We start from the raw sequence: 25,733 nt of genomic DNA, 5'->3' as shown, positions 1-25,733 counted from the left end.
TCCTGCGATTCTGAGCGAGCCGCTTCTGCTTTTCTTAAGAAGTTAGGCGGGAGATAAACTGCCCGTAAAAGCCCGATTGGTGAGGGCTGATAATCAGTGGGGGATGAAGAAAACCCCCACTGATTAAAGTTTCACTTTATTAAGAAGAAAACACAGAGAAATTAATAGGCTTTTCATAGATTTCTTCCTTGGACATTTCACCACTTCCTCCCGGATCTGCAACGATAACTTTCATACCTGTTAAATTATATAGATTAAGAGCAATTTCAATCCCTGTACGTACTGGCTGGTAACACTCCCCAGGCGCAAATAACAACAATGCTCTATAACCCGCCTTATATACCTCAGCAATCATTTCTGTAATTTCTCCTGCACATCCAGTTACACCGCAACTAATTAATGTTTTATAATTTCCATCTTCATCTAAAAACGATACTTCAGATTGATTGTCTTGATCATTTAACATTCTTTTTTCTAATTTTCCTTCTTTTACTAGCTTACTAGCGCTTTTTTGAAATCTATATTTAAGCCAAGTTTCCGGAAAAAAGATTGGATTTTTTCGGCTAGACAAAATACTTTGTTGATTAAAATACTTACTCTTTTCTAAACTTGTAACGTAAGCTTCTGGAATTTCTGTATATCTTTCATAAAATTCTTTACGAAGATCGCTAACACTTGCATTTGTAGAAGGGACATATTGCCAATCATTAATTAATAACAGGAATTTAATGTCTTTAAACTGTTCATAAAATTGCTCCCCTAACTGAATTCCAATATCCCAAGTATACATAGGGAATATACCTACTCTGCGTGAAATCCTCTCTTTCATTATGTCTGTTTTCTGCTCTTCGGTAATTCCAGGAGTTAAGTTATTCGTTTCTTCATTAAAGAAAAGCATAAAATGCCCTGACATAATTACTAATTTTTCTTGAGTGGTATTTTTTAATTCTTCACTGATTAATTTAATCATTTCTTCTTCTGATGCAACTAATTGATGAATTCCTTTCTTTTTTACATGAATTGAATTTGACATATGTTATCCCCCTTAAAATGGATAGAGGCAGTGCTTGGATTTGAACCAAGGAATTAGGTTTTGCAGACCTATGCCTTACCACTTGGCTACACTGCCATTTCATAAAGTTTAGCTGCCAATTTGAAGCTTGCCTATCACGTTGTTAATGGTATTATTAGTAAAACGAATCGTCAATAATATTTGGAATATAATTATTTTTCTCAACATTAAAGTGAATACCCAGAAAATCTATTGAAAATACAAGCATTCAAATAAAACAAAGGGATATACATACGATTCTAAAATAGGAGTTTTTTTCAAAATATAACCGTATAACATTTTTTCTGTTTTATGAATAATTACTCTGGATAAATTTCTCAAATCATACTCAATTTTTTATTTTGCAAATCTAAGCTATATTATGCTACGGTTAGTTATGATTTTTAGAAATTTTTGGTTTATATACACAAAAGAATTTTCCAACTTATAGAAATCCAAAAAAATTTAATCGTATGTAAACAGTTACATATCAAAACAACAGCAAGCAACATTACAAATAAAACTACTTAATAGTGAAAATTTATTAAGAAAGGAATTCTTTATGTCTAAACAAACATTTGCTTATATTCAAATTTCATTTGCAATGATTGCAATTGGAAGCTTTGTGGTTGTTAATAAATTCATTATTAAAGAACTTCCCATATTTATTGCTTCTGAGCTTAGATTATTAATTGCTAGCCTCATACTACTTCCTTTATTTTTATATAAAGGGGAAAAAATGCCGAAACTCGTAAAAAAGGATTACATCATATTTTTTCTTCAAAGTTTTATAGGTGTGTTCTTATTTAGCATATGCACGTTATATGGACTAAGAAAAACAACAGCTTTAGACAGCGGCATTATTATGAGTTGTACACCTGCGATAATGGCTGTAATCTCTTATTTTTTTCTAAAAGAAAAACTAGGAATTCATAAAATAGGAGGAATTCTTTTAACCATTTTAGGTACATTATCTATTAATGTTTTTGGACAATTTTTAAATTTTAATGAAAACTCACATTCATTAATAGGAAATATACTAATCTTTTGCGCTGTTATTGGAGAAGCAGTTTTCTTTTCATTTGGAAAATTAATTTCCACATCTTTAAGACCTTTAACAATAACGACAATTATGAGTTTGACAGGCGCCGTATTATTTTTGCCTTTGGCCATGTATCAGTCCTTACATTTTAACTTTTTTACTGTATCTCCATTGATATGGTCGCTAGTACTATATACAGGGGTTGTAATTACTGTGTTAGCAGTTCTATTGATGAACCAAGGATTAGAAGTAGTATCAGCGGGAACCGCAGCAGTATTTACTGCTTTAATGCCGATAAGCACCGTCGTTTTATCAGCCCTTATCTTACATGAACCTCTTTTCTGGTATCATATTTTCGGTATGCTATTGGTTATGGGGGGGATTTTTGTGATTACGAACTCTTCAAGTAAAAGTACAGTTACAAGTAATGAAATATTTCCAAAAAGCAAGAACGAAAATATGAGTTCTGATGCATGAGTTTGAATGCAAATTAAATGACAAATTTATACCCACTTAATACGCGATATCTTCAATAAGAATTTAAAAACAATAACAAGAGTCTTTTTTACATAACTTTTGAAAAACACATTCTTGCATAAAAAGAAGCATAAACCGGCATAAAATGCGAAGTTATGCTTCTTAATTTTATTAAATAAATGTAACTACTCAGCTATACCTTTTAGAAATTTAGAAAAGGGTATGATTCTAGTGAAGATGTGTCTCACTATTACTTATAAATTCACTCTTTAGCATATAGACTGCTGTCACGCAAACGGGGCAGGCACCTGCACGTATTGTCTACTTTTGTTTTCAAACCTTGCACGGGGCAGGAAAAGGCCCTGACCGCTCCTATGCATTGCCAGTCCCTCTCGCCCATTAAAAAAAATGCTTTTCTGTCGGTTTTTCATAAAGTAACTGAGTAGTTACAAATAAATACTTTTGTATGAGGATTCGTATGTATTGTAGAAGTATCATACCCTAGCCACCGAATTTTATAGTTATAAATCACGGAACAATTTCAAAAACAGTACCTTGATTAAAATCAGTCACTTTCATAGAGCCATAAACCCCTAAATATAGTCTGGTTTGATCCAAATTCGTTCCCAAATTAACATAATAAGCTGGTTGAGACCCAAAATTATAATCGGTTTCAATAACACTAAAATCATTTTGTTTACAATCTGTCCTTACCCTTGTATAAGCTAACCCCCCTCTAACCGGAGGTCGAGATTCTTCTTTCTGGGCAAAATCGATAAATACAACGCTTCCCGTTAAATTGGGGATTCCATTCCCCATATATGGCTGGACTCCCGTAAGTGCAGTTCCCCCAAACTTGCCGGGCCGGGGATCTTTATGGAAATAACTAGTTAAAGGCTGAAGACGCCCTACTAAAGTTTTTACTGCTTCATTGTAATAAGCAATTGTTTTCTCATCCAAAGTCGGATTTGCAGAACAACTCCTTATAAACGAAGTAGGAAAAGCACCTTCCCACCCCCGCCAGCCAAAGTTAATAAATCCTTCTTGGTCAGGTTTAGATCTCATTAAAGAAGCTTGAATAAGCTGAGTAACCGGTATTGGATTATAATGAACAAATGAAAAAATCGACTCTACCAAATCCTGTCCGACATTTCCCACATATTTGATATACTGATTAGAAAACCTTTGAAATGAAATGCCTGTTATATTGCGAACCCCTTTGGCAATTACCGTAAGCGTTTCCTGAATAGGTGCGGGAAGTTCATTAAAACGTGTTACTACGGGGGGATTATTGATAAATGTATTCTTGGCTACATCAATTTCAATTATTTTACCAGCTATCTCCATATCGTCCTGACTTAAATTAAACGGATCATAGCCTGCTCCACCATCTCCAGTTGTTAAAACAAGTTTTCCGGTTTCAGGTGAAAAGTTTAAGCTATTGACACCATTATGATTAAAAAATGGTCTTCTTATGTTAAGTAATGTCCGGCGTTTTTGAGGTTGACTGTTCGATTGTAAAATCCATTCTTCAACTGTATCAATATGATCATATTGAGTTTCTCTATTTATCCACCTTAAGTTTAAAGTACTGGAATCACACGGGTTAGGCTTAAAATGTTCAGAGAGAGCCCCTGGACCTTGTGTTCCAGCTACTGAATAATGAAGATAAAATAAACCGTTATAATAAAATTCTGGATGAAACGCTAGCCCTAGCAATCCCCGTTCATCATATCCACTACCAGAAACACCTTGTTCAGAATTACCTAATTTTATAATTTGCGAGCGAATATCTAAAAAGGTCTTTATAACTCCGTTTCCTATGTAAAAGATCTCTCCAACCTGGGTTGCAATAAATAATCTTTCCATTGAGTCACCTGGAAGTATAGTTGTTTTCAAAACGGTAGGTAAATTTATCCTACTTACAATAGGTCGTAAACTAACCTTAACTTTTATCAACTAATTTTACACTCCTTCTTATTATTTTCTTCTATAAGAATATGATTAGAACTGTTCTATTAGTATCAAATTAAGGACGGGGATTTAGGGGAATTTCCTTTTAATATTGGTCCGTTTTTGCATTTATATTAAATGTAGACTGATTTAAAAAACGATAAACAACATCCTTGATTACAACGCTTATTCGTTCAAAAAGATTTTACTCAACTTTTAGGCAATGCCCGGCACAATCTATCCATGATTATTCTACAAAGCTCTGCGAAGATCCAACAGTAAAGAAAACTCAATATAAATAGTATTGCAATAACCTTTAAATCCATTGTTGTATCAACAGTAGGGCCTAGCACAGGAAAACGGAATACATACAGAATCATCATAATACCCGTAAGTAGACATAGTGATGAAAAGGAAACAACCAAAATTCTCCTCTTCAATTGTAAAAAGCCCACACCCATCGCTATACCTAATAAACCTGTTGTAAAAGGAAAGATAATTAATTCACTCGGCTGAATAATAAATAAAAGGAAAATCGTAAGGATATAAGAGAGGATTCCCTGGCGGATAGTAAAGCAAGTAGCTAAAAAAATTGGTAATGTCGCTAGAAAACTAATCAGATAGCCTATACCAGGCATAAAGCCACCCGCTGATTGAAACATAGTGGCAAATGTACTCAGTAAGGCTGTAATAACTAACTTGGTTGCAAGGGCCATCTTTCTTACATAAATATAATTCCCATCTATCTCTATCATCGATTGATACCAATAACGAACAAACCGATTGATGAAAATCACCCCCTAAAATATCCAATCTGTCACTTTCTATATAAATCCAACTTAAAAACCTGACATAAACCCCTTTTCTTTTTAAATGGTCGAGAGCATCTGGCATACGTAGAAGCGGCCAGGGCCTTTTTCTGCCACATGCGAAGTTCAAACAAAGGGAGAAAGAAAGTAGCAGGCTATTTTTTGCTTGGCATGGCGGCGACTTGTGTGTTGGAAAGTCAAGTTGGATTTATATATAACTATTCATTCCTTTATGCTTTATGCAGTATTACCTGTTAGTAATCAATTGGAATGAGGATTGCTCCTCTAATAAATATTTAAAAATTAGACGCTTTTTCTAGGGGATGTTCAATTTTAATTTTGATCCTTCTTTCGGTCCTATTGGAGAGGTTTTTATTGCTGAGTTTAGGAGTGAGGTACCTGATGTGACAGGCGGTAAACTTGCACCAAACGTAGGTCATTGTATATCTAGGGCCAACCTTGAAACGGGTGCAATCTATAAGACAGGGCTTGCTGCCTTTACAACAGAAGGTGGTAGCTTAACTTTTGAAAAGGAAAATGAAATGTACAATACCGACTTTGGAATCTATAAGCCACTTGAAAGTAATGTGCGTATTTTCCCGAACACATATAAATCCATTTTAATTTTTCGACATATAGGTTGAGGTTGCTATTTTGCAGACTGCAACACGACCTGTGTTCGCTTTCTCCCTTTGTTTTAAAACATTGCATGTGGCAGGAAAGGGCCCTGACCGCTACTATATATAGCCAGTCCTTCCCTAGCCACTTAAAAACATGCTTTTCTATCGGTTTTTCATAGCGTGACTGAGTAGTTACAAATTAAGTTCATTTTTTTGCTTTAGGATAAAACAAATTTTTTAACTTGATGGCGATGTTTAGTGATTAAGTTAAAAAATGCTAATTTTCTACATAACCATTTTTTAAGGGTCCCCTTTAAAGATTAGATTCATCTTTCAGGAACATTCTTGTTATTCGGGGCTATTTCCGGCTGCGCTGCATTTCCTGCTTCTCCATATAACTGCGCATCCGTTGCATATATTTAGGTGCGTCCATCGGATTCCCTGCGATCATTTCAATGATACAGAGTCTTTCCGTACTTTCCGTTTCAGCTTGGATTATAGCCTGATCAAGTTCTCCACAGGTCCGGACCGTAACGGTAAACGCGTTACCTCCAAAAGCTTCAGCCAGCTTGGTGTAAGACCATTGAGGGATTTGGTTGTACTTTTGATCCTCTGTTTTGACATTCAAATATTTCTCGATTGTATAACCATCGTTGTTCAAGACAAAGATTATAGGCTTGCAGCCGTAATAGAGCATAGAACTGATTTCCTGGGCTGTTAGCTGCAGGGCGCCGTCACCTGTAAACAGCAACACTCGGCGTTCCGGCGCGGCCATCATAGCACCAAACGCCGAGGGAGTTGCGTAACCGATGGACTGCCATCCTCCTTGCCCAATATATGTTACATTGCCCGGCAGTCTCACCTCTGCCATTCCATTATAGAATGTCCCGGTCTCGGCGATCACAATATCGCCCTCTTTCAACATGCGCTGAAAACGGGGATAATAGCCGGCGGCCATTAGAGGCTCGTCGACACTCATTGTGAATTGATCGTAAGGGAATGACAATTTTCCTGACAAACCTTGGCCCGTGTAACCCACTTTCTGCACGGCAAGCAGCATGTCGGCTGCAAGAACATTCGGATATTCTGCCTCGGCAATCTTAACCATGTCCGGTTGAATATTGACAGTCATCAGCGGGTTCAGCTTTGCGGTAAAATTCGCGGTGTTGTTGTCCGCCCATACCATGCCGATTGCAATGATACAATCTGCATTTTCCACCGTACTTTGGACTTCAGAACCTCCGAAAGAGCCTAGGTACATTCCGATATAATTTGGATGGGTTTCGTCGAATGCCCCCTTACCGAACATCATCGTTACAACAGGCACGTTCATGGCGTCGGCCAGCTGCCGAGCTGCTGTCTGAAGGCCAAAACGCATTGTTTTCACATCCACCAGGATAACTGGTCGTTTGGCACGCTCCAGCAGCCGACGAACATGATCCTCCGCAGCCTGAAGGGCTTTCATGTTGGACGTTGGACGTGGCGGTACCGGCTCTTCCCGAAACTTGATTGGCTTGTTCACTAAATCATCGGCCACAACCAGGTATACCGGCTTTTTCTTTTCCTTAGCAATGCGAATCGCAGCTGGAATTTCAATCTTAGCGTTTTCCGGCGTAATCACCGCGGTATAAGCCGTAATCTGCTCATACACCTTGCGAAAGACATCAAAATTCCCATCCATTAAAGTGTGGTGCATCAGCTTGTGCTCTTTTTGATCTTTCTCAGGAGGCGCACCCACAATGTGAATTATTGGCACGTGCTCGCTGTTGGCTCCCGCTATCGCATTGCAGGCGCTGAGCTCTCCGACCCCGAATGTCGTAATAAGAGCGGATATTCCTTTAATTCTTGCATAACCATCTGCGGCATAACCCGAGTTTAGTTCGTTCCGTCCTTCTATAAACCGGATGCCGTTATAACGCTCCAAAGTATCAAGAAGTGTAAAATTATAGTCCCCTGCGACGCCGAAAATTTCGCTAATGCCCTCCAGTTTCAGGCAATCGAACAAATACTGACCAACCGTTTTTTGAGCAGTTCTGCTTTGCGAACCAAAGTTGCCCGCAATCATCATGTTGTCCATCGCTCACTCACTCCTTATCCATTTCTTAGGCTTGTTCTGTTTTATAGTACCCTTTTTGATAATTTCCTTTCGCTAAGCAGGTTATCCGTCGTGCTGTGCTAAAGTGAGGCGTTGACGAAATGATACTATAATAAGACATTAAGTCTTAAATTATCTCGAATTTTAGGAACAAAAAAAGGACAAACCTCTGGTGTAAAAGTATTACACTAGAAAGGTTTGTCCTTTTCTAATACATTTTAGTTATTTAAACAGTTAGTAGCACTACAAGTGATTTAAATAAGAAACTAATGGCTGATAAGATAGATAGTATGAGGAACAAGTATTTCAAAAACTTCATAAGATATGCACCTGGTTTAAAATCCTTCAGTACGTCTACCATATTTTTGAAAACGAAGTAACTGAAAACAAGCACGTTAAAATTAAACCCATAACCTAAGTAAATTAAAGTTTTAGTAGGTAAACCTATAAATCCACTTGCTCCCATCATAATAAATGAGAAAAGAAATGCTAGTCCATATGAAATATAAGTTACCTTTGAATCTCTTAATCTCTTTTTCTGTATTAATAGTCTTATAAACATAACAATGAACCATAATTGCAAACCGAATTCTACTAATCTAATTACATATTCTCTCCAAAACGGTAACACGTTACTACCCCTTTCACTTCACTACTCTTTGTTTAAATTAATTTTCTTATTTTTCGTTTTCCTGCTATTTTTCACGTTTTTAATAAACCGTCTTACCCAAAGTACAAGAAGTATGATATAACCAATTATAGCTGATGGATTTAATATGTACGTGTTTATGAATTCTGCTGTTCCGTCAAATCCTTCATTGGTAAATTCACCCCAGGTTACAAATTTCATCATTATCCACATAGTTGTATTAAACATAAAACCACAAAGTAATATAATATTATAATCGTCTCTTTCGTTATTCATACCAATGCACTCCCCTTTTATGAATGGTTATATAAATTCATCATAAGCATCTCCAAATGATACAAAATCACTCTGCAGCCAATACCAATACTTCCCCTTTTTATGTATATAAATCCATCTTGACTTTCCAACACACAAGTCGCCGCCATGCCAAGCAAAAAATAACCTGCTACTTTCTTTCTCTCTTTGTTTGAACTTCGCACGCAGAAGAAAAAGGAACTGACCGCTTCTACGCATGGCCAGACGCTCTCGACCATCTAAAAAGAAAAGGGGTTTATGTTAAGTTTTCAATTTGGATTTATATATAAATCTTTCAAGTAGATCTGCAAACGATGTTGCAATGATTTGTGATTCTCCTACAATTCCCTTCCTAAATCATGTAGAATCTAGAAAAATGATCGTAGCACTGTCATTCAATTTCTTTTATAAAGTTTCAATTTACTTCATTGATGGCGGAATGATTTAATATAAAATCAACCTTTACCGCATATAACTCTGGCACTTCACTCTTTATATTACATAAAATAGCTCTCACTATTTGTTTTGTATGTTTATCAATCTGTTGTAATGCTTTAATATAGGGAAAAATTAGTTCTTCTGAATGTAAAAGCGTTCGATGAATTCTATCAGCCCAAAATTCTGCCTGAGGTAACATATTTGCTATTCCACTCGCTAACTGTACAAGTCCATCTTCTAATCCATTCCGGCTTGCAATATAAAAAATAGTTTCAATTACATAATCGTCTGCAGAAGGTTCTGCTATTTCATCTTCAAATATTTTACAAAGCTCTGGAATCACCTCATTTCCTGCATGAAATGATAAGTCATTTAATATTTCTTCAAACTTTTCAATATCATCACCTTCATTTTCCATAAAGCGCATCTTATATAAAATAGCAAGTTGTTCTTTATAATTCATAATGTACCTCCTAATTCTATCCGCAGCGTTATTTCCAACTATTCAATCTTGTTCTACTGAATCCTCAATTCATTTTCTACATTTCATTGACACTCACTAAGGGATACGGAACATGATTTAAACAATTATTATGTAAAAAAACAGCAGAGTTTTTAAAATCTCTGCTGTTTTCTGTTATTTAACTTCTAACTTGAACCAATTTTTTATTGAATACACCAACGTTACCAAACTTACGATAAAAGCAAACAAAATAACACTACGATCAATCATGGAACTATATACTACTCCTATTAACATTACTATATACAATAACATGGCTATACCATTAATCTTAATTTTGACTATATCGCCGCTTTTCACTTGCTTTTCTTTACTTCCGAAAAACAATTGATTTGCTTTTATCTTCGCTTCTTTTACATCAGAAGGGAGCGTGTACTCCTCATTATTTGCTAATTTCATCACAACTTCATTATCCACTTTTAAAGCTACTCTTGTAGCCATCCCCATCATACCTGTTGCCCTTATTACTTTTATAGCCATTTTTAAACTCCCCTTAAACTTTTGTTCGTCCAATAAAAGACTTCTCACTTTTCGTTCTAGTATATTTTCTACAATTCTTCATCTTTTTTCCACAATATCCATATTATCATATTTAGAGTTAATTTATTGATAATAATATGAATATTTCTATCTTTTACTTTATAGGGTATCACTAGCATTTTGGAAAAAACCCACGCTAAGCAAAAAATACAATGAGCTGCCCATATGAAAGCTCATTTACATAATGATCGTTATTGGAAGTTGATTAATATCAGCATTGAAAGTAAAAATTACTTGATAAAATAACTCCAATAACTTATTACTACAAGTATTAAAGATAATATTGTATAGACAATTGATCCTATTAAAATAGGATCTACACGTAATTCAAATTCTTCTTCCTCTACTTTAATACCAAATCTAGCTTGAGCTTGAAGGCGAACACTGTTGCTAGAAAATCCGCCTTTAGAGCTAAAGTAATATGTAATAATAACAAAACATATTCCAGCGAAGAAAGTTAGATCGATAAAACTCCATCCTAAGATTTTAGATAATACATACACAATCCCAGCTTCAATTATTATAGTTGCAAGTAACCCTAATCCTTTTTTTATTTTTTCCATGTAGTCACTCCTATACATTTTCTAATGTTTGTATACGTTTCCATTTACAACCATTTTATCATAGGACATGAAAAAAATTAGCAGATTTTCATCTGTATATTCTATTCATGTGAGGTTAACATAACGCATCATTATCGGTAGCAAGGACAAGGTGGAATCCTTGCCCTCATAAGGAATCCACTTTTTTCTCTTTTTATCAATCTATACAATTTTTTATACATTCCTATCATGGTGTGGTTTTTCGTGTTTTCGCTTGTTACTGGATTAGCCGAAAAACTGTATAAAATTCTGCATACTCTTAGCGTGGGGGTTTTCCGAAATGCTGACGGTACCCCATCGCCAGCAAGTCAAGAAATTTACCGTTCTCCAAAATAAAAAAAATGAGATGAACTTTCATCTATAAAGAAGTAAAATTTTCGTTTAGGGGGTACTTCTAAACCTTAGCTTGATGGGCATGTGGCGGTCCCCCTTTATAGTCTATAACAAGGAACCTGTTGCACTCCCGATATGGTTAGTGGATCTTTTAAGTAAGATTTCCTTTTATATAATCTATTCTTATTTGATCGGTTTTTCTGTTTTTAAAACAAATGAACTTAATACAGGAACCTTAATCTTATTATCATGGAAAACATAAAGCACTTTATTTCCTGCATGTTCACCATCTACTAGTACTTTCCAAGGACCTTTTGATGGAAGAGTAATTTCCACGGCTTCTCTATTCGCATTGTGAGCTACAACAAAATATTCGTTTTTATTACCATTTGCTTTGCCATCTATTGTATAAGCTACAACATTTTTTGGCGCATCAATGAACGCTAGATGTTTTTTTATTTGTTCAGCAGATGTCATGCGAAAAGCTGAATGGTTGTTACGCAACTCTATTAAGCCTTTCATATAATCTACTTCTTTACCAAATGCCGCGCGGCGCACCCAATCCATCTGGTTAATAGAATCAGGAGATTTGTAGCTATTATGATCACCATATTTTGTACGCATGAACTCTTGACCTGCATGCAAGAATGGAATCCCTTGCGATGTTAATATGATGGAAGAAGACAACTTGTGCATTTGTTTACGTACTTCTTCACTGTCGCCAGGATTCGTCAACGCAAGCTTATCCCATAATGTATTGTTGTCGTGTGCTTCAACATATGTCAGAACCTGCTCAGGATCCTGATAAGTAGACACTTTTTTATCATAGTCCATACCAGCCGTAATTCCTTTTTTAATGCGTTCTTCCATGTTTTGTTTTCCGTTCACAAAACCATTATCCTTATCCTCAAATACACTGCCTTTCAATCCATCACGAATATCGTCATTAAAATGAGCGATTCCTTTCATTTTTCCCGCATTTTTTTGAGTTGCCTTCAACTCAGACGCAAGAGGGGTATTTAAATCCCACCCTTCTCCATGAATAATAATAGAAGGATCAATTTTATTAACGGCTTTACGTATCGCATTCATTGTTTCGACGTCATGAATACCCATCAAATCAAAGCGGAATCCATCTAAATTATACTCTTTTGCCCAATACGTGACGGAATCTACCATGAATTTTCTCATCATCTTTCGTTCAGAAGCCGTATCATTTCCTACGCCAGTTCCATTTGCAAGTGAACCATCCTCGTTGTAACGATAATAATAACCTGGAACCAACTTGTGGAAATTGGATTCAGCTGCGTTGTACATATGATTATATACAACGTCCATCACAACACGAAGATTATTATCATGTAGTGTTTGAATCATCTGCTTTAATTCAGTAATTCGAACAGTGGGCTCATAAGGATTAGTAGAATATGAGCCTTCTGGTACATTGTAATTTTTCGGATCATATCCCCAGTTATATTGTGGTTCATTTAATTTTTCTTCATTTACTGAAGCATAATCAAATATCGGTAAAAACTGGACATGAGTAACACCAAGATCCTTAATATGATCAAGACCTGTTTTTACGCCTTCGGGTCCTCTCGTTCCTTTTTCTGTTACACCAAGATATTTTCCTTTTTGTTTAATACCACTTTCAGGTTGAATGGAAAGATCACGTACTTGTAACTCATAAATAATAGCATCTTCCGGCTTTTTAAATTCCGGCTTTTTATTTCCCTTCCAATTTTTCGGATTTACTTCTTTTAAATCAACGACTGCTCCTTTATCACCGTTAACAGAAGCAGCACGCACATATGGATCAACAGCCTCAGTCCATTTGTCCCCAATCTTCACCTTATATGTATAAAAAAGGCCCTTTTGATCACCTTTAAGCTTTGCCGTCCAAGTTCCTTTTTCACCTTGTCCCATGTTTATTTCAGTACCTTTTTCATCACTCCATTTTTTGTAAGCGACCAACTTTGCCTCACTCGCAGTAGGAGCCCACAAACGGAACTTTGTTTCCCATGGCGTATATATATTGCCTAAATCATTACCATCATAATAAAATAAATGATCAAATTCCTCGCTACGAATTACTTTACCAATTTCAGTATTAGCTTCAATGGAATTTCCCATTTTGATTTTGTATGTTTTTTTTAAATCAAGATTCTTTTCTGTAATGATTTTGACCTTATTGGTCATATCTCCATTATTTGTATCATAAGGACTAACTTTCTCTATGTTAACGCCCTCAATTTCAATTTTTTGCTCCTTACTATTGAATGGAGCATTGGTAGTTATAGTGATTTCATTGAAACTATCAATAGTGGCCTTCTGAATAGAAAGTTCAGAAGAAGGTTTAGAATTGTATACTTTATCATCGCCAGAAAGAACCCATACTTCAGCACGGCCATCCTTAATATTTTCAATCCAACGATCACCACCATCTTTTTCCCATTCATTCGTACGAACTATAAATCCTACACGATTATAGTTACCATCAATCTTTACCTTAGCATACTTACCAAACTCATCTTCCCCAGTAAATTCATAGGATCTGCCACTCGCATTTTCGCCCCACATCCAAAGATTCCAATCTTTTGTATTTCCAGACTTCTCCTTATAATGAATGATAATTTCAGTTGTTTTCGTATTTGAATCTGCTTTCGCAATCTGAAAAGAAAAACCAGATAATAGCATGACAATTACAGTAAGCAATAACATCGTCTTGTTTATTAATTTTTTTGTAATTTGCACTCCATTCACCCTTTCTTAAAATATTACGAACAATTGATTATGTTCATTTCAAAACTATGTGTTACTAACTAAGTAACACTGCTTAAGTTAATCTAAAAATCTCTTTTATAACACCCCCATATTGAATGTATTCGTATTTATTTCAATGATCTTTTAATAAGAAAATCAAACATAAAAAGAAATAACAAAAATTCACGAAAACGTTTGCATTAAACCTCAAAAAAAAAGATTTACTTATTCCTTGTTATATCTCTAAATATCAAAAGATCATAGAAAACCTTTTTAGGAAAACGTTTGTTATCGCTTTCAATTTTATAGTACTTTCTATAAAGGGGTCAATATATTATTAATTAACTGTTTTTATTCTGTGTACATATTTCAAATTTTGTTAACATTTAAAGTTGTAATCCATTGAAGGAAGAAAGCATGGATATCTCTTAACTTTGAGACTTCATTTCAGCTTCAACAACCAATAAAATTACTATTCTTATTGCTAAGTTAGACTTTTTTCGGAGTGATTGCTCACTCCGATTTTTCTTTTCGTTATGATCCAGTTTCGATACGATTTCAAGTATGATTTTTGAAAATTTACTACATCATAGTTCAATCCAATAACGCTGAACAATTTCGCCGGTATCAGGGGAAATTACTTCATTCTCTAAGATACCCCCAGCTCTTTGAATGGTTTTGGCAGAGCCGATATTTGCCTTGTCACAAGTTATCAGCACTTTCTCTAATCCTAATTTTTTCGCTTCAAATAAGGAAAGCCGAAGTTGTTCAGCAGCGTAACCCTTTCGACGTTCGTCGGGGTGCACACTATAACCGATATGTCCGCTCTCCACCAGTAATTCTGGTGTTAATCGATGGCGGATGTTAATGAAACCGACTAAATTCCCCTTTTCAATGCTCAAAAACTGAGTGGATGGAACTCGATTTGGTGGTAAATCTTGTCCTTTTTCTTGAATTTTGACTTTTTCAAGCCATTCGTCAATGGAATCAAAATGTTGTAAGGAACAACTACCATACGGTTGTTCTCTTGATTTTAGGAATGCCTCCCGATAAGCCATGATTTGTTTACTATGCTGGTGTGTTGGTTTCACTAATTTCATTGTCATCACCTTTCTCCTATATCATTTTTTTACATTACAGTGTCCTACTCATTTCTCCCCACTAAGCAGCTTTCTTTCATTAGTGAATGTTAAAAGATTTTTTTATTTGTACTATCTATCAATCATGCAATTTATTTAAAAACGCAGTGAAGTCACGATCCATACTAATTCCACACTGTTTAAATTTAGGAGTTCGTGATACAAGATAGCACAGTGTCACGTACTATTGGTAGGGAGAAAATAATATACTTCCTTATCTAAAAAAAGACCGTCCAATAACGGACAGTATAGTTCAATAAACGTTCTTATTAAGTTATTTCTTTAATCTCAAACTGGAAATTAGTTCATCTAAGCTATTTGCAATTCCTTCAAACGAACCCCTTTCAAAATCCTCTAATTCAATCTTTCCATCTGTGTTGTCTAGAACAACTATCAAGCCATTCCCCTCTACTCCTATAGGAATTTTATCAATCCTATTATCATGATTATCTTTATAACCTTCTAGGGTACTTTCAAAAGAATCTAATTCAATATTTGGCAATACAGCTTCTAATTTAATATAATGATTATCAATAAAACCATCTAAATCAGCAAACCAGTAAGAATTAAAATAGTCATTAATCGAGGTATGTAGTTTAATACTTAATCTTTCTTCAATACCCAGCAAATGATGCTTAGTATTTTTTTCAACAGGTTTCCACAAAATCTCCTCTTCATCATCCATTTCACCTTTATAAATGAATGATCCAACATCTTCATTGTATGAGGTTTTAAATAGAAAATCTAACCCTTTGTCAAAGCATTCTTTTCTTAAATCAAAATATTCGTTCATAGCATCTTTCATTATCAATGAAATCACCTTCACTTTTCTATTTCTACTGGTTTAATAATAGGGTGCGCATATTGTATGAAATCTGAAAGTCAATGTCTTTAATTTTAAAGCTACACAACTTAGTTACGTCCTTACAATAGATTTCAAGAAGAAAGCATCCATATGACAAATAAAAAATGTAATGAAGAGTTTTTAAAAATGGTGGCTGAATTATATCGTCCAGGACAATCTGTAACACAATTAAGCAGTGAGTATGGCGTATCAAAATTAACCGTTTGTAAATGGATTAAAACATATTCTTCTATTACATCTAATCGTCTAATTCCCCAACCACCTGCAACTTTTTCAGCATTATGAATACCACTATGCATTTATATTTTTTTGATCTCTATCAACATAGGACGTCTCAATAATCAACTGCGGATCAATTGTATACTTAGCTAGTAGCATAGTTTTAACTTTTTTCTATCCAAAATATTGACTCAAATTCATGTTATAGTTTTATTTCACCTTAAAAATTATACCAATTTTAAACATCTGGCTTAAGACTTAAAATATACTTTATTCTACTCCTTGCAGAATCATTATTATTTATAACACTATAATTTTTTTCTTTGAAAAGTTGTTTACAAATAATAATATCTGCCTTTAATTGAGCAATATTCTCAGAACTAATCTCTTTATCAAATTCACTTATTTCAAGATATTCATTTAACTTTTCTACTATGAAATCAGCAATTTCTTTAGTTTTAAAACTTTCTATGGCAATTAAGTTATAGTAACAAGCTTTATTAAAATAACTGTAATTTAAAACCCTCCACTCTTCTTCTAATATTCTTCCAGCTGCTTGTGATGAATTATATCCCTCTTCTTCTATATATTCTTCAAACCCAAATACTACTGAATCTTTAATATCTTCATAGCTTATATTCTTCATTTTATACTTCCTTTCATAAATTATTTATTTCATACTTTTAACATAAATATTTAGTTGTATGTTAGGATGATTTCTTCTAAATTCAAGTATTAACATTACCTTTATTATCTATTTTATCTAATTCTTCATGCTTAAGTTCTTTAATACTACCCTTTTCCGGAAAACCGTAACAATTACGTAGCCAAGCATATTTTCCGCAAAGCAGTTCATTTTGGTGATAGTTTATTCTACCACCTCTTTCATATAGCATGATTATTGGTTCATACAGATCCTCAAATTGCATAGCAATTTTATTATTTAAACTAATCAGATATGACCATTCTAAAAAACTCTTACATAGATATCTAGCGGTCCAACCATATTTTAGTAAATTTAGGTCATTAACAATACCTTCAATATCCACTTGAATCTCAGCGTTTATAGTCTCAGCTGCACTAAAAATTGCTAAACGATACTTATTTTCTGGACTATATATATCCATGAAAATATTACCCCTTCTAATAAATTCTGAAATCAATAATTCAAATGATGGTTGACTTTTCTTTACATCATCCCAATTTATGTCTTTTATTCTTTGAATTGCATTTTTGAATTGTGTCACAAAATCACCATCCTTTTCACCGCTTACCGATAAAGAAATTTCAACTTCTCTTCCACAAAACTCAACATTAGTGTCCTTAAACCATACATAGTTATATTCGGGTGCACCATAAATCGCATCATTTTACAATATTCTTTAATACATTTCTATTTTTTAGCCCATCTACATTCACCTTAATATTTTAGCCCGTTCTTTTAACTTACTCACAAAAAGACTTATATCAGTTGTTTGATTTCTGAATTGGCTTAATGTTAACCACAAATATATAATATCTTCTTTTGATAATTCATGAATATGTTGGAGGTCTTCTTCCAATCTATATCTCATTTTAGACCACAATTTTTCTAATTCTTGATATGTTACAACTATAGGGTCATAGATATAATCAAGATAAAAGCATTTCTCCTTATTAGGAATAAAAATGAGTTTCTCATCTACTTTCCTTACAATAACAGAGCTCGTACTTTTTTTACCATGATTAAATCTCAACTCCAATTCTCCATTTTGAGATGTAACAAAATCATCAACCAGTCCCTCGTAAATAACTTTTTTGTTATGCTTTAATATTAGCTTCTCATAATATGACTACCCAACAATTTTTATGTCCATGATTATTCTCCTAATCTATCATATCTATACTTGGTAAATTCCATCTTATCGAAAATCAACTCCAATCGCTCTTAGAAATAAATACTTTGTGTTTAATCATATCACCTTGAATTGTAATATAATTAACACCTTCCTTATCATTAACATGCCCTTTACTTAACTCAATTCTTTCATTAGGGCGTATATCATATGGTTCTTTTACCAATATGTCTAAATTTAGGGTTTCTAGCATATCGAACTGTACCCAGAATTATGGACTTTTCTTTAGTGTCCATGATTCTGGGTACAGTTCACACCTTATAGTTTCTTTGTTTATTATTTAATCGGCCCCATCAATTGAGTAATTAAATAAATATATTCTATTAACTTAACCTTTTTCAAATTCCCCACTTTCTCTGAACCACCTAAGCCAAGAATAGGTGTGTAACCAAAACACTCACCATAAGTTGGAGAACCATATTTTTGAACTGCTTCTAAGTAAGATTCCCATTCCATATCTTCCTCTAAATATTCTTCTTCCCCAAGAAATTTCAAAAATAAATTAAATTTTGAGGCAATAACTTTCGATTTGCCTTTTCGATAATTTAATTGAATCATATATGATTTATCACCATAATTCTCAAACAGGATGATATCTCCCATACCTGTTGTAAACAAGGGAATTGTATTTTGATTTCTAATATAGGTTTCTTGTACGATTTCAAAGTAATCATCAGGATTAATTAGTCTAAGGTAACCATTTAAAATCCTACCAAATCCATACTCTTGCCACATATTAATTAAAGACTTAGGTAATCTATCGGAATACTTTTCAACTATATCTTTAGATACTTTTTTTTCCAGAATAAAGTCTCCCATTATCTTTAAGTTATCCAAAAATCCCCCTCCTTTAATGAACTGATTTAATATTCAAATATTTATTTTTAAATTATGATTCATTCATAAACAAAGTTAGTTTTCGAATTTACTCATCCAGAGTATCTATTTCATATCTCTCATTAGAGTAACTCCTTGTTCAACCAATTTCTCTTAAAGCTCTTTCTCCTGCTGCCTGCTGATATGAATTACTTTCTAACGCTCGCCTTCCTTTAATATATCTTTTTCTATTATGTAAGTATTCAGCAACCATCAATTTATTTAACTCTTATGTTTTGTTGTATTTGGATTACACTATTAATAAAGAAATCCATGAAAAATCAACCCCCAAAAATAAATACTCATAAGATCCAAATTAAATTTGTTATCAAAGTGGATTTTCAATCAAATGTCTATGCAATTCTAGTTTCTATTAGTATTTATTTTCGCATATCAACTTTACACTACTAAATGACCGTAAAAATACTTTTCTCCAACTTTCCATTCTCTTTTTGTTAATGCATCAACATATGACATCAATTCTCTATATTTTTGATCATCTATTCCCATACCATACTGAACAGGGCATTTAATCCCACTCCAAATGGATAAAATGGACAGGATTGTAATCACATCAAACGCGGTTTTTTCTCTTAAAGAAATCATTACCCTCGGAATTAATTCCTTTACCAAATTCCCTGGAAATGACAAATCGTTATGGTAGTAATATTTAGTGGTATCATTATTTTTAATGGACTCCGAATATATTTCTCCAAATTCTTCTATTGATAATTCATAATAGTCATCGCTAGCCCCAAGCATTAACGTCAGTGTATTTCTGATTGCCTTCTCAACAAAAGTATCTTCCCATTCTTCTAATAAAGCGAAAAGGTATGGAATCACATTATATGAAAGAGTATCTCCTGCACTTGCCACAAAAGTATGAACACCATCTTCAGAAGCATTTGAAAGAAATTTCAATTTATTAGTGTCTAATAGGTCATCGTGAGTAGCTATCGAGCAAAAAAGTCTTGTACATAAATTGAGAATAACCTCATCTTGGGTGCTATTCATGAGTTGTACTAGCAATTCCTTTACAGAAAAATCTCCTAATTTTAACAATTCATTAAGAAGGCGAAAGTATTCTTCTTCTGTTGTAGCATTCTTAAGCTGAGATTTAAGAGCTTGAATTGTATCATTAGGAATTTCTCCATACCAAATATCTTTTACCATATTTTCTAAATTCATAATCTCTCTCCTTATTGGGCATGTTTTTATCAGTACCCGAGGAACTCACAAAATGGTAATCTACATTAGCGTTCCTTAACCACTTTCTACTTAACATGCCCACTGTTTGCATTCGCTTTTTAGCTTGTTCTTTTTAAATTTTCTTTCTTCCCCCTTAGAATCTAGCAAAATAACATTTCAAAAACCATTCATTTTTTAATTGATATAAATTCTATTGGAATAGAATCTGAAAGCCATACCTTTTCATTTCCTAGATAAAATTTAATTCCCTTTTTTTGAGATTCTTCTGTATCAATTATTAAGATAACAGGAACAGAGGTTTTTCGTTTACCAACTAATTCAGCTGTTTCTACATCTTCTGAAAGATGAACGTATTGCCTAGACATTGGTAATAAACCAAATTCGTTAATGGCCTCCATAAATTTTGGTGAAGTCCCATGATATAGTTTTCTTGGGGGTATAGCTTTCTTTTTAATAATCTTCATTGGAACAGAATGACCATATAAAGCTCTAATTTTTCCATTTGATAATTCGTGTCGCTTTTTTTCTGATATTAAAATCATTTGTTCTATGTCTTCTTGCGTAATATTTTTCCATTCTTTTGATTGATGCAATGCAGTTAATAACTGATCAACTGGCACCCATCCTTCGTCATCTAATTCTAATTCATACTTCCATGGAGCATGACGAAGCGCATAAGAAATTTCTTTGCTCATTTCCTGGTAATTCATACATTTTTCCTCCTACCAAAACCTCTACTTATTCAGCTGTAAATGCATCATTTTGCTATTTTCAAAGAAGATTGCAAAATGATGCAAATCCCCAAAATCTAGTTCTTCTAGATTCAAATGTTTAATCTTATCTACCCATTCAGAAATTTCAATCCTTCAACTTAAAAACCTTTAAAAACAATAACCTCCCTAAGATAAGGTACTTATCAATTATTCATATAAATTTTCAATCTCAGTAAACCAAAAACATCCCATTTCCATACACTTAGGGTCAATTCTTTCTAATTCTTCTCTTAACCAATTAATCACAGGTTGTGGTATATCATTATCAATAAAGGCATCCTCACCATTCGCTTGTATTGCCTTGTCAATCATTCTTGAATATACTAATAAACATTCTGCAAATTGACTTAAAGAAGAATTAATACATTCTTCTTTATAACCATCACTATTATTAAGAAACACTACACTTTCATTTTTCTCAATTATACATATTGGATCTCCAGAACCTGTCGATCCCAAAAACCAATATTTTTGAAACTCTTCTGGTATATTGAGTATACTTGTAATAGATTTTAATAACGCTTGTGAAGAAGTAAATTCTAAATATGGTGAAGGAGTTTCAGGTAATCCTCCTATAGACAAAAATCTCTTTACTTCATCAGAAAAATCTGTATCCAATAAATGCTCATAATTAAATTTTATTAGCGGACCATTTTTGCTAACATCCCATTTCTCATTAAACTCCTCTGGTAAAATCATCTTTTCACCTTTCTGTTTTGTAAGTATTGTTGTTCTTTATGTAAAAAGTCATTAAAAAAACTGATTAATCTCACTATATGTTCTTCTTCAGAGTATAGCAATGGGTTATAGCCGTCTCTAGGAGTTATATAATTAATAAACCTTTCCATATCTTCTGGATAGTCAAAATCAGCATATACTTCAACAATTTTATTTAATAATTCTTTAACCCGAGAGCTAATAACTAGTGCTACTTTTCTTCTAATTTTTGCTTTAGATATTCAGCAATTTCTGTTTGCCCAAATTCTCTAGCATATTCATAGGCACCCATATTGTTAATCCTTTCACCAGTATATCTAATTGAAATATCTATACCCTTTTCAACTAGAAATTCGACTACTTCTTTATGTCCGCCATAAATAGCTCCAAATAATGGGTTTCTTTTTGCTAAGCTCACATCTAATTCTGTGCCAACTTCTATTAGATACTTTACTATTCCCAAATGCCCTGCTCCTGCTGCCAAATTTAATGCAGAGGCATCAAATGTACCACCTCTAGCATCAATATCTATACCTTTTTCAATTAGATACTTAACTATTTCAAGGTGTCCATTCTTTGCTGCTACATGCAACCACGTACCAAACGAAGTCATAGTATTCAATATTTCTGTATCATTTCCTATTAATTGTTTTACCTCATTAATATCACCAAGTTTGATTGCATTCCTTATTGCTTTGTTTATACTTTTTTTATCCAAAACAAATCCACCTTAATTTTAATTTATCTTCTACTAGCTAATTCCCCTAATTCTTCAAGAACTTCAACAGCCTTTACTTGAGTTACAACGTTTTCTAAAGAAGCAAAGTCACGTTGCCCTGTTACAGCATTTGGTGCCCAAACAAGATTTTATTTAGCAATTATTAGCTCACGATCACTAATTAATTTTCTAAAATGCAAAAAGCACTCGTTGTTTTTAATACAATCAAGTGCTTTAAGTTCATACATGTTCTAGTCTCTATGTACATTTTCGATTCTATCATTACACATTTTTCCTTCTCGAATTCAGTGTGCGATACATAAAACGTCATCATAATTTTCATAAGTCAAATTCATATTTACTTTTCCTCGTATAAGACCTTTTATATGTTAGCGGAATAAGAATGAGAGTATATTTATTATTTATCATCTATTACTCCAGTTAAAATATGATAATTAATATTATTTCCATTAACCCATTCTGCAAAATTCATATCTAAAATTTGATTGCTTTGTGCTATAGTAGTTAAAATTCTCGATTCTTTAAAAGAATAGGAAAAAGTATGAAGAGTACCGAATAAATTATCGTAATCAGTAAAAAAAACTGGTGAATCTTTATTTGCAAAGTTATGAAACATTTCTCTATGTGTTAATTGACTATCTTTAAATTTCTGCAAATATTCATCCCGTTTAATAGAACCTTCAATAAAGTGCCTATTTTTCTTTTCTAAATCATGGTCTTGAAAATGATTTACACACGACAATAATAATGGTTCTCTTCTTACCCTCACTTTTTCGGGACTTGCTTCAACTACTGCTATATTACCATTCCTATCTCCTAGTGAAAAATTATAACAAGCTGAATGAGGAATTTCTTTTAGCATTTGTATGGCGTCTTCAAGCGTTGAACAAGTATCCAGTATCATTCGAATTGATGTCCAAGCTGATAAACCTTTTGAATAATCGCTATTACTTACAAAATGTAATCCTATAACTAGTCCTTGGCTATTCACACCTTCATGCCTACCTATTGCTTGCAGATTATAGCCTGCTGAGGCATGAGCATTTTCGGGTTGAAGTAGGCTAAAACAACTATCATACAATGCAGGAGAAAAATCATAATTTCTTACGTAATATTCATTTGTAATAATTGCTGAACATCCCATCGCTGCGTTTTTTGGTACGTCATATCCACTAAATAATGCTGCTACTTTGTTTAGTGGCATTTCCATTCCTTCAGCTAAACCCTGTAGTTCATCGAGTAAATGGGGAGCGAAAGTTGAATAAATAGATTTCATATTTTTATAATCTATTTCTGGTTGCACTATCGCAGATTGGAAAAGGGAACGTTTTACTGGCCAACTAAACATCCAAGTGTGCCACTTACCATATCAAGACGAAAATTGAGATGGCTTCTTGATGGATTTACTTTTCAACAAAAACAAGGTCACCAAGTTGTACATGCGAGAACCATTCTATAAAAATCATATATGAAAAAGGAATTTGGATGATTTTGTCGAATGGAGTTATCTATGAAAACAACACTCTCACATTCAAACCAACCCACAATTGAATCACTTCAAGCTCAAGTAGAGGAACTCACGGCAAAAGTGAGATGGTATGAAGAAGAATTTCGTCTTAGTCAACAAAAACAGTTTGGTACGTCTAGCGAAAAAACACCTAATAATCAAATCGCTTTAGAACTGTTTATGGTTAGTGGCTTTGTATGAAAGGATGCATGAACATTTACTTACTCGAACCATTCTTCATGCGGACGAAACAACCTTCCAAGTCTTACGCGAACCTGGTCGAGCCGCAACAACCAAGTCCTATATGTGGTTATATCGTACAGGAGATATCCCTATTGTCCTCTATGACTATCAACCTACAAGAGCAGACGAACATCCGAAACGTTTTTTAACTGCTTTTGAAGGATATAGTGTGGTTGAAACCGTAAAAGAGAACAATCTAAGTCCCTATCATTATCTTCGTTATTTGTTTGAAACGCTTCCCAACATCAATTTAAACAATAAAGAAGAAATTGATAAAGTCTTGCCGTGGTCAACGTATTTACCATCTAGCTGTAGAGTGCCGAAAAAAAGTGAAGTAAACAAAAAATAACTCCAAAATCAACCTTTGTTGTATATTTTGGAGTTACTTGACGTTTACATCTAATTTGTGTTCTAGCTTTTCTTGACCAGGTCAAAATATGAAAACGATAGAGAGAGGAAATAAAATGAATATAGTGAACTTACGTCCTAAACAGCGGTCTAAGTATCGTATTATGCTAGGAACATGGTATTACTCTACAAAGAGGTACATCCAGTGGTTAGCAGACGGAAAAACATACGCAAAAACTTTACAACAAGAAAAGTTACCCTGTACAGCAATTCAGCACCGAACGATACTACTTCGTAAGCTCAAAGATGTAGATATGTGGTATCAACAGAATAAAGTTGTTAATTTAAAGATTGCCATTAAACAGCTAGATGGTATCGTCATTAGACCGGGAGAAACATTCTCTTACTGGCGTTTAATAGGTAAGCCTACTAGGAGAAAAGGGTATGTAGAAGGTATGATACTACACTATGGATCTTTTCAAGCAGGCATTGGAGGAGGGCTTTGTCAGCTTTCAAATTTAATATATTGGATGACCTTACATACACCACTGACAGTAACAGAGCGATATCGTCATAGCTTTGATGTCTTTCCTGATTCCAAGCGGACCCAGCCATTTGGAAGCGGAGCGACTTGTTCCTATAACTATTTGGACTTACAAATTAAAAATGAAACGGACCAATCGTATCAACTTCACCTTTATATCACAGATAAACATTTAGTTGGTGAATGGAGAACAGCCTATCCGCAGCTTTATCAATATGAAGTTTATGAAAAAGAACACTCAATCCAATCTGCATACTGGGGTGGTTATATACGACACAATGTTATTCAACGTAGAGTATATAGCCAACAGAAACAGTTTGTAGAAGATCAATATGTAACGGAGAATCACGCTATAATGATGTACGAACCATTATTAACTTGTAATAACGAGGAAAGTGGAGATTAATATAGCACACCAGTAGTTTATCCGGTTTTGGTGCAAAAAATAAGGTCATTGTGTACACAGAAAT

The 25,733-nt window shown here is 33.9% G+C and carries 29 protein-coding genes, 1 tRNA gene and 2 pseudogenes; 8 read left to right on the top strand and 24 right to left on the bottom strand.

From position 1 onward, the window contains the following. Nucleotides 1-139: 139 nt before the first annotated feature. Nucleotides 140-1,033 (bottom strand): LPD16 domain-containing protein, encoded by an 894-nt coding sequence (locus tag MR076_RS05570; RefSeq protein ID WP_242218493.1) that lies wholly within the window; start codon nt 1,031-1,033, stop codon nt 140-142. Between the two features lie 25 nt (nt 1,034-1,058). Beyond that, nucleotides 1,059-1,129, bottom strand: a tRNA-Cys gene (locus MR076_RS05565). Between the two features lie 484 nt (nt 1,130-1,613). On the opposite strand from MR076_RS05565, the gene MR076_RS05560 reads away from it, so the two are divergent. Next, nucleotides 1,614-2,570 (top strand): DMT family transporter, encoded by a 957-nt coding sequence (locus MR076_RS05560; RefSeq protein ID WP_242218490.1) that lies wholly within the window; start codon nt 1,614-1,616, stop codon nt 2,568-2,570. A gap of 528 nt (nt 2,571-3,098) precedes the next feature. On the opposite strand, the gene MR076_RS05555 is transcribed toward MR076_RS05560, so the two are convergent. Together MR076_RS05555 and MR076_RS05550 are read right to left on the bottom strand one after the other, a co-directional pair. Then, the gene (locus MR076_RS05555; RefSeq protein WP_242218488.1) at nt 3,099-4,529 is read right to left on the bottom strand and encodes a PQQ-dependent sugar dehydrogenase; all 1,431 of its coding nucleotides are present in this window, start codon (nt 4,527-4,529) and stop codon (nt 3,099-3,101) included. Between the two features lie 203 nt (nt 4,530-4,732). Further along, nucleotides 4,733-5,311 carry a hypothetical protein gene (locus MR076_RS05550; RefSeq protein WP_242218677.1) on the bottom strand — a complete coding sequence of 193 codons (579 nt, stop codon included), beginning with the start codon at nt 5,309-5,311 and terminating at the stop codon, nt 4,733-4,735. Between the two features lie 344 nt (nt 5,312-5,655). Here MR076_RS05550 and MR076_RS05545 point away from each other — a divergent pair, with 344 nt between their 5' ends. Continuing rightward, nucleotides 5,656-5,976, top strand: a complete 321-nt coding sequence (locus MR076_RS05545; protein WP_242218486.1) for a hypothetical protein — start codon at nt 5,656-5,658, stop codon at nt 5,974-5,976. A 334-nt stretch (nt 5,977-6,310) separates the two neighbouring features. On the opposite strand, the gene MR076_RS05540 is transcribed toward MR076_RS05545, so the two are convergent. From MR076_RS05540 to MR076_RS05495, 10 genes are all read right to left on the bottom strand, one after another. Next, nucleotides 6,311-8,029, bottom strand: coding sequence for an alpha-keto acid decarboxylase family protein (locus MR076_RS05540; protein ID WP_242218484.1), 1,719 nt, complete (start codon nt 8,027-8,029; stop codon nt 6,311-6,313). A gap of 244 nt (nt 8,030-8,273) precedes the next feature. After that, nucleotides 8,274-8,678: a hypothetical protein gene (locus MR076_RS05535; protein WP_242218482.1), complete on the bottom strand. Its 405-nt coding sequence runs from the start codon at nt 8,676-8,678 to the stop codon at nt 8,274-8,276. A gap of 21 nt (nt 8,679-8,699) precedes the next feature. Beyond that, nucleotides 8,700-8,972, bottom strand: coding sequence for a hypothetical protein (locus tag MR076_RS05530; RefSeq protein ID WP_242218481.1), 273 nt, complete (start codon nt 8,970-8,972; stop codon nt 8,700-8,702). Nucleotides 8,973-8,999: 27 nt separating this feature from the next. Further along, nucleotides 9,000-9,209, bottom strand: coding sequence for a hypothetical protein (locus tag MR076_RS05525; protein WP_242218478.1), 210 nt, complete (start codon nt 9,207-9,209; stop codon nt 9,000-9,002). A gap of 196 nt (nt 9,210-9,405) precedes the next feature. Beyond that, a complete protein-coding gene (locus MR076_RS05520) occupies nt 9,406-9,891 on the bottom strand; it encodes an Imm30 family immunity protein (RefSeq protein WP_242218476.1) in 486 nt (161 codons plus the stop codon). 174 nt (nt 9,892-10,065) lie between these two features. After that, nucleotides 10,066-10,431, bottom strand: coding sequence for a hypothetical protein (locus MR076_RS05515; protein ID WP_242218474.1), 366 nt, complete (start codon nt 10,429-10,431; stop codon nt 10,066-10,068). A gap of 290 nt (nt 10,432-10,721) precedes the next feature. Further along, the gene (locus MR076_RS05510; RefSeq protein WP_242218676.1) at nt 10,722-11,045 is read right to left on the bottom strand and encodes a hypothetical protein; all 324 of its coding nucleotides are present in this window, start codon (nt 11,043-11,045) and stop codon (nt 10,722-10,724) included. 564 nt (nt 11,046-11,609) lie between these two features. Then, nucleotides 11,610-14,180, bottom strand: coding sequence for a type I pullulanase (gene pulA, locus MR076_RS05505; RefSeq protein WP_242218472.1), 2,571 nt, complete (start codon nt 14,178-14,180; stop codon nt 11,610-11,612). Between the two features lie 596 nt (nt 14,181-14,776). Further along, on the bottom strand, nt 14,777-15,289 hold the full coding sequence (locus MR076_RS05500; protein WP_313897306.1) for a GNAT family N-acetyltransferase: 513 nt from the start codon (nt 15,287-15,289) through the stop codon (nt 14,777-14,779). A gap of 313 nt (nt 15,290-15,602) precedes the next feature. After that, a complete protein-coding gene (locus MR076_RS05495) occupies nt 15,603-16,121 on the bottom strand; it encodes a SecY-interacting protein Syd (protein WP_242218674.1) in 519 nt (172 codons plus the stop codon). A 162-nt stretch (nt 16,122-16,283) separates the two neighbouring features. Here MR076_RS05495 and MR076_RS26760 point away from each other — a divergent pair. Beyond that, nucleotides 16,284-16,427, top strand: a pseudogene (locus MR076_RS26760) (transposase); the annotation flags it as partial. Between the two features lie 223 nt (nt 16,428-16,650). Here MR076_RS26760 and MR076_RS05485 read toward each other — a convergent pair. The 10 genes from MR076_RS05485 to MR076_RS05435 all read right to left on the bottom strand — a co-directional run bounded on the left by MR076_RS05485 (nt 16,651) and on the right by MR076_RS05435 (nt 23,969). Continuing rightward, nucleotides 16,651-17,058, bottom strand: a complete 408-nt coding sequence (locus MR076_RS05485) for a hypothetical protein (protein ID WP_242218467.1) — start codon at nt 17,056-17,058, stop codon at nt 16,651-16,653. An 82-nt stretch (nt 17,059-17,140) separates the two neighbouring features. Then, nucleotides 17,141-17,659 carry a hypothetical protein gene (locus MR076_RS05480; protein WP_242218465.1) on the bottom strand — a complete coding sequence of 173 codons (519 nt, stop codon included), beginning with the start codon at nt 17,657-17,659 and terminating at the stop codon, nt 17,141-17,143. Nucleotides 17,660-17,827: 168 nt separating this feature from the next. Continuing rightward, on the bottom strand, nt 17,828-18,148 hold the full coding sequence (locus MR076_RS05475) for a hypothetical protein (protein ID WP_242218463.1): 321 nt from the start codon (nt 18,146-18,148) through the stop codon (nt 17,828-17,830). A gap of 435 nt (nt 18,149-18,583) precedes the next feature. Continuing rightward, on the bottom strand, nt 18,584-19,126 hold the full coding sequence (locus tag MR076_RS05470) for a T6SS immunity protein Tdi1 domain-containing protein (RefSeq protein ID WP_242218672.1): 543 nt from the start codon (nt 19,124-19,126) through the stop codon (nt 18,584-18,586). A 456-nt stretch (nt 19,127-19,582) separates the two neighbouring features. Then, the gene (gene imm47 / locus MR076_RS05460; RefSeq protein ID WP_242218461.1) at nt 19,583-20,371 is read right to left on the bottom strand and encodes an Imm47 family immunity protein; all 789 of its coding nucleotides are present in this window, start codon (nt 20,369-20,371) and stop codon (nt 19,583-19,585) included. Nucleotides 20,372-20,559: 188 nt separating this feature from the next. Beyond that, nucleotides 20,560-21,102: an RNA 2'-phosphotransferase gene (locus MR076_RS05455; RefSeq protein ID WP_242218460.1), complete on the bottom strand. Its 543-nt coding sequence runs from the start codon at nt 21,100-21,102 to the stop codon at nt 20,560-20,562. Between the two features lie 210 nt (nt 21,103-21,312). After that, nucleotides 21,313-21,864: an SUKH-4 family immunity protein gene (locus MR076_RS05450; protein ID WP_242218458.1), complete on the bottom strand. Its 552-nt coding sequence runs from the start codon at nt 21,862-21,864 to the stop codon at nt 21,313-21,315. Then, complete coding sequence (locus MR076_RS05445; RefSeq protein WP_313897305.1) at nt 21,861-22,085, bottom strand: DUF2247 family protein; 225 nt, start codon at nt 22,083-22,085, stop codon at nt 21,861-21,863. The genes MR076_RS05450 and MR076_RS05445 overlap by 4 nt, the downstream gene beginning before the upstream one ends. Before the next feature lie 8 nt (nt 22,086-22,093). Then, nucleotides 22,094-22,600: an ankyrin repeat domain-containing protein gene (locus MR076_RS05440; protein WP_242218456.1), complete on the bottom strand. Its 507-nt coding sequence runs from the start codon at nt 22,598-22,600 to the stop codon at nt 22,094-22,096. A gap of 418 nt (nt 22,601-23,018) precedes the next feature. After that, complete coding sequence (locus tag MR076_RS05435; protein ID WP_242218455.1) at nt 23,019-23,969, bottom strand: C45 family autoproteolytic acyltransferase/hydrolase; 951 nt, start codon at nt 23,967-23,969, stop codon at nt 23,019-23,021. Between MR076_RS05435 and tnpB the strand changes: the two genes are divergently transcribed. The 5 genes and pseudogenes from tnpB (at nt 23,919) to MR076_RS05420 (ending at nt 25,669) form a co-directional block, all read left to right on the top strand. Then, nucleotides 23,919-24,080, top strand: a complete 162-nt coding sequence (gene tnpB, locus MR076_RS26755; RefSeq protein ID WP_396021657.1) for an IS66 family insertion sequence element accessory protein TnpB — start codon at nt 23,919-23,921, stop codon at nt 24,078-24,080. The two genes, MR076_RS05435 and tnpB, sit on opposite strands and share 51 nt — an antisense overlap. A 39-nt stretch (nt 24,081-24,119) precedes the next feature. Beyond that, nucleotides 24,120-24,329 carry a transposase domain-containing protein gene (locus MR076_RS05430; protein ID WP_472927081.1) on the top strand — a complete coding sequence of 70 codons (210 nt, stop codon included), beginning with the start codon at nt 24,120-24,122 and terminating at the stop codon, nt 24,327-24,329. Then, nucleotides 24,310-24,537 (top strand): annotated as a pseudogene (locus MR076_RS26750) (IS66 family transposase); the annotation flags it as partial. The gene MR076_RS05430 and the pseudogene MR076_RS26750, both read left to right, overlap by 20 nt. Nucleotides 24,538-24,540: 3 nt before the next feature. Next, nucleotides 24,541-24,720, top strand: a complete 180-nt coding sequence (locus MR076_RS26745; RefSeq protein ID WP_396021664.1) for a transposase domain-containing protein — start codon at nt 24,541-24,543, stop codon at nt 24,718-24,720. 115 nt (nt 24,721-24,835) lie between these two features. Beyond that, nucleotides 24,836-25,669, top strand: coding sequence for a VanW family protein (locus tag MR076_RS05420; RefSeq protein WP_242218451.1), 834 nt, complete (start codon nt 24,836-24,838; stop codon nt 25,667-25,669). The last annotated feature ends 64 nt before the right edge of the window (nt 25,670-25,733 follow it).

The organism is Bacillus cereus group sp. BfR-BA-01380 (genome assembly GCF_022663535.1).
In the GTDB taxonomy this organism is placed as follows: Bacteria; Bacillota; Bacilli; order Bacillales; family Bacillaceae_G; genus Bacillus_A; species Bacillus_A cereus_BB.
This window is presented reverse-complemented; position numbering and strand designations above follow the sequence as displayed.

Excerpts from the sequence above, each read along its gene's own strand:
- MR076_RS05570 (WP_242218493.1), bottom strand. The coding sequence starts at position 1,033 with ATGTCAAATTCAATTCATGTAAAAAAGAAAGGAATTCATCAATTAGTT.
- MR076_RS05560 (WP_242218490.1), top strand. The coding sequence starts at position 1,614 with ATGTCTAAACAAACATTTGCTTATATTCAAATTTCATTTGCAATGATT.
- MR076_RS05545 (WP_242218486.1), top strand. The coding sequence starts at position 5,656 with ATGTTCAATTTTAATTTTGATCCTTCTTTCGGTCCTATTGGAGAGGTT.
- MR076_RS05540 (WP_242218484.1), bottom strand. The coding sequence starts at position 8,029 with ATGGACAACATGATGATTGCGGGCAACTTTGGTTCGCAAAGCAGAACT.
- MR076_RS05530 (WP_242218481.1), bottom strand. The coding sequence starts at position 8,972 with ATGAATAACGAAAGAGACGATTATAATATTATATTACTTTGTGGTTTT.
- MR076_RS05525 (WP_242218478.1), bottom strand. The coding sequence starts at position 9,209 with ATGCGTAGAAGCGGTCAGTTCCTTTTTCTTCTGCGTGCGAAGTTCAAA.
- MR076_RS05520 (WP_242218476.1), bottom strand. The coding sequence starts at position 9,891 with ATGAATTATAAAGAACAACTTGCTATTTTATATAAGATGCGCTTTATG.
- MR076_RS05515 (WP_242218474.1), bottom strand. The coding sequence starts at position 10,431 with ATGGCTATAAAAGTAATAAGGGCAACAGGTATGATGGGGATGGCTACA.
- MR076_RS05500 (WP_313897306.1), bottom strand. The coding sequence starts at position 15,289 with ATGAAATTAGTGAAACCAACACACCAGCATAGTAAACAAATCATGGCT.
- MR076_RS05495 (WP_242218674.1), bottom strand. The coding sequence starts at position 16,121 with ATGAACGAATATTTTGATTTAAGAAAAGAATGCTTTGACAAAGGGTTA.
- MR076_RS05485 (WP_242218467.1), bottom strand. The coding sequence starts at position 17,058 with ATGAAGAATATAAGCTATGAAGATATTAAAGATTCAGTAGTATTTGGG.
- MR076_RS05470 (WP_242218672.1), bottom strand. The coding sequence starts at position 19,126 with ATGGGAGACTTTATTCTGGAAAAAAAAGTATCTAAAGATATAGTTGAA.
- imm47 (WP_242218461.1), bottom strand. The coding sequence starts at position 20,371 with ATGAATTTAGAAAATATGGTAAAAGATATTTGGTATGGAGAAATTCCT.
- MR076_RS05455 (WP_242218460.1), bottom strand. The coding sequence starts at position 21,102 with ATGAATTACCAGGAAATGAGCAAAGAAATTTCTTATGCGCTTCGTCAT.
- MR076_RS05450 (WP_242218458.1), bottom strand. The coding sequence starts at position 21,864 with ATGATTTTACCAGAGGAGTTTAATGAGAAATGGGATGTTAGCAAAAAT.
- MR076_RS05435 (WP_242218455.1), bottom strand. The coding sequence starts at position 23,969 with ATGTTTAGTTGGCCAGTAAAACGTTCCCTTTTCCAATCTGCGATAGTG.
- MR076_RS05430 (WP_472927081.1), top strand. The coding sequence starts at position 24,120 with ATGGAGTTATCTATGAAAACAACACTCTCACATTCAAACCAACCCACA.
- MR076_RS05420 (WP_242218451.1), top strand. The coding sequence starts at position 24,836 with ATGAATATAGTGAACTTACGTCCTAAACAGCGGTCTAAGTATCGTATT.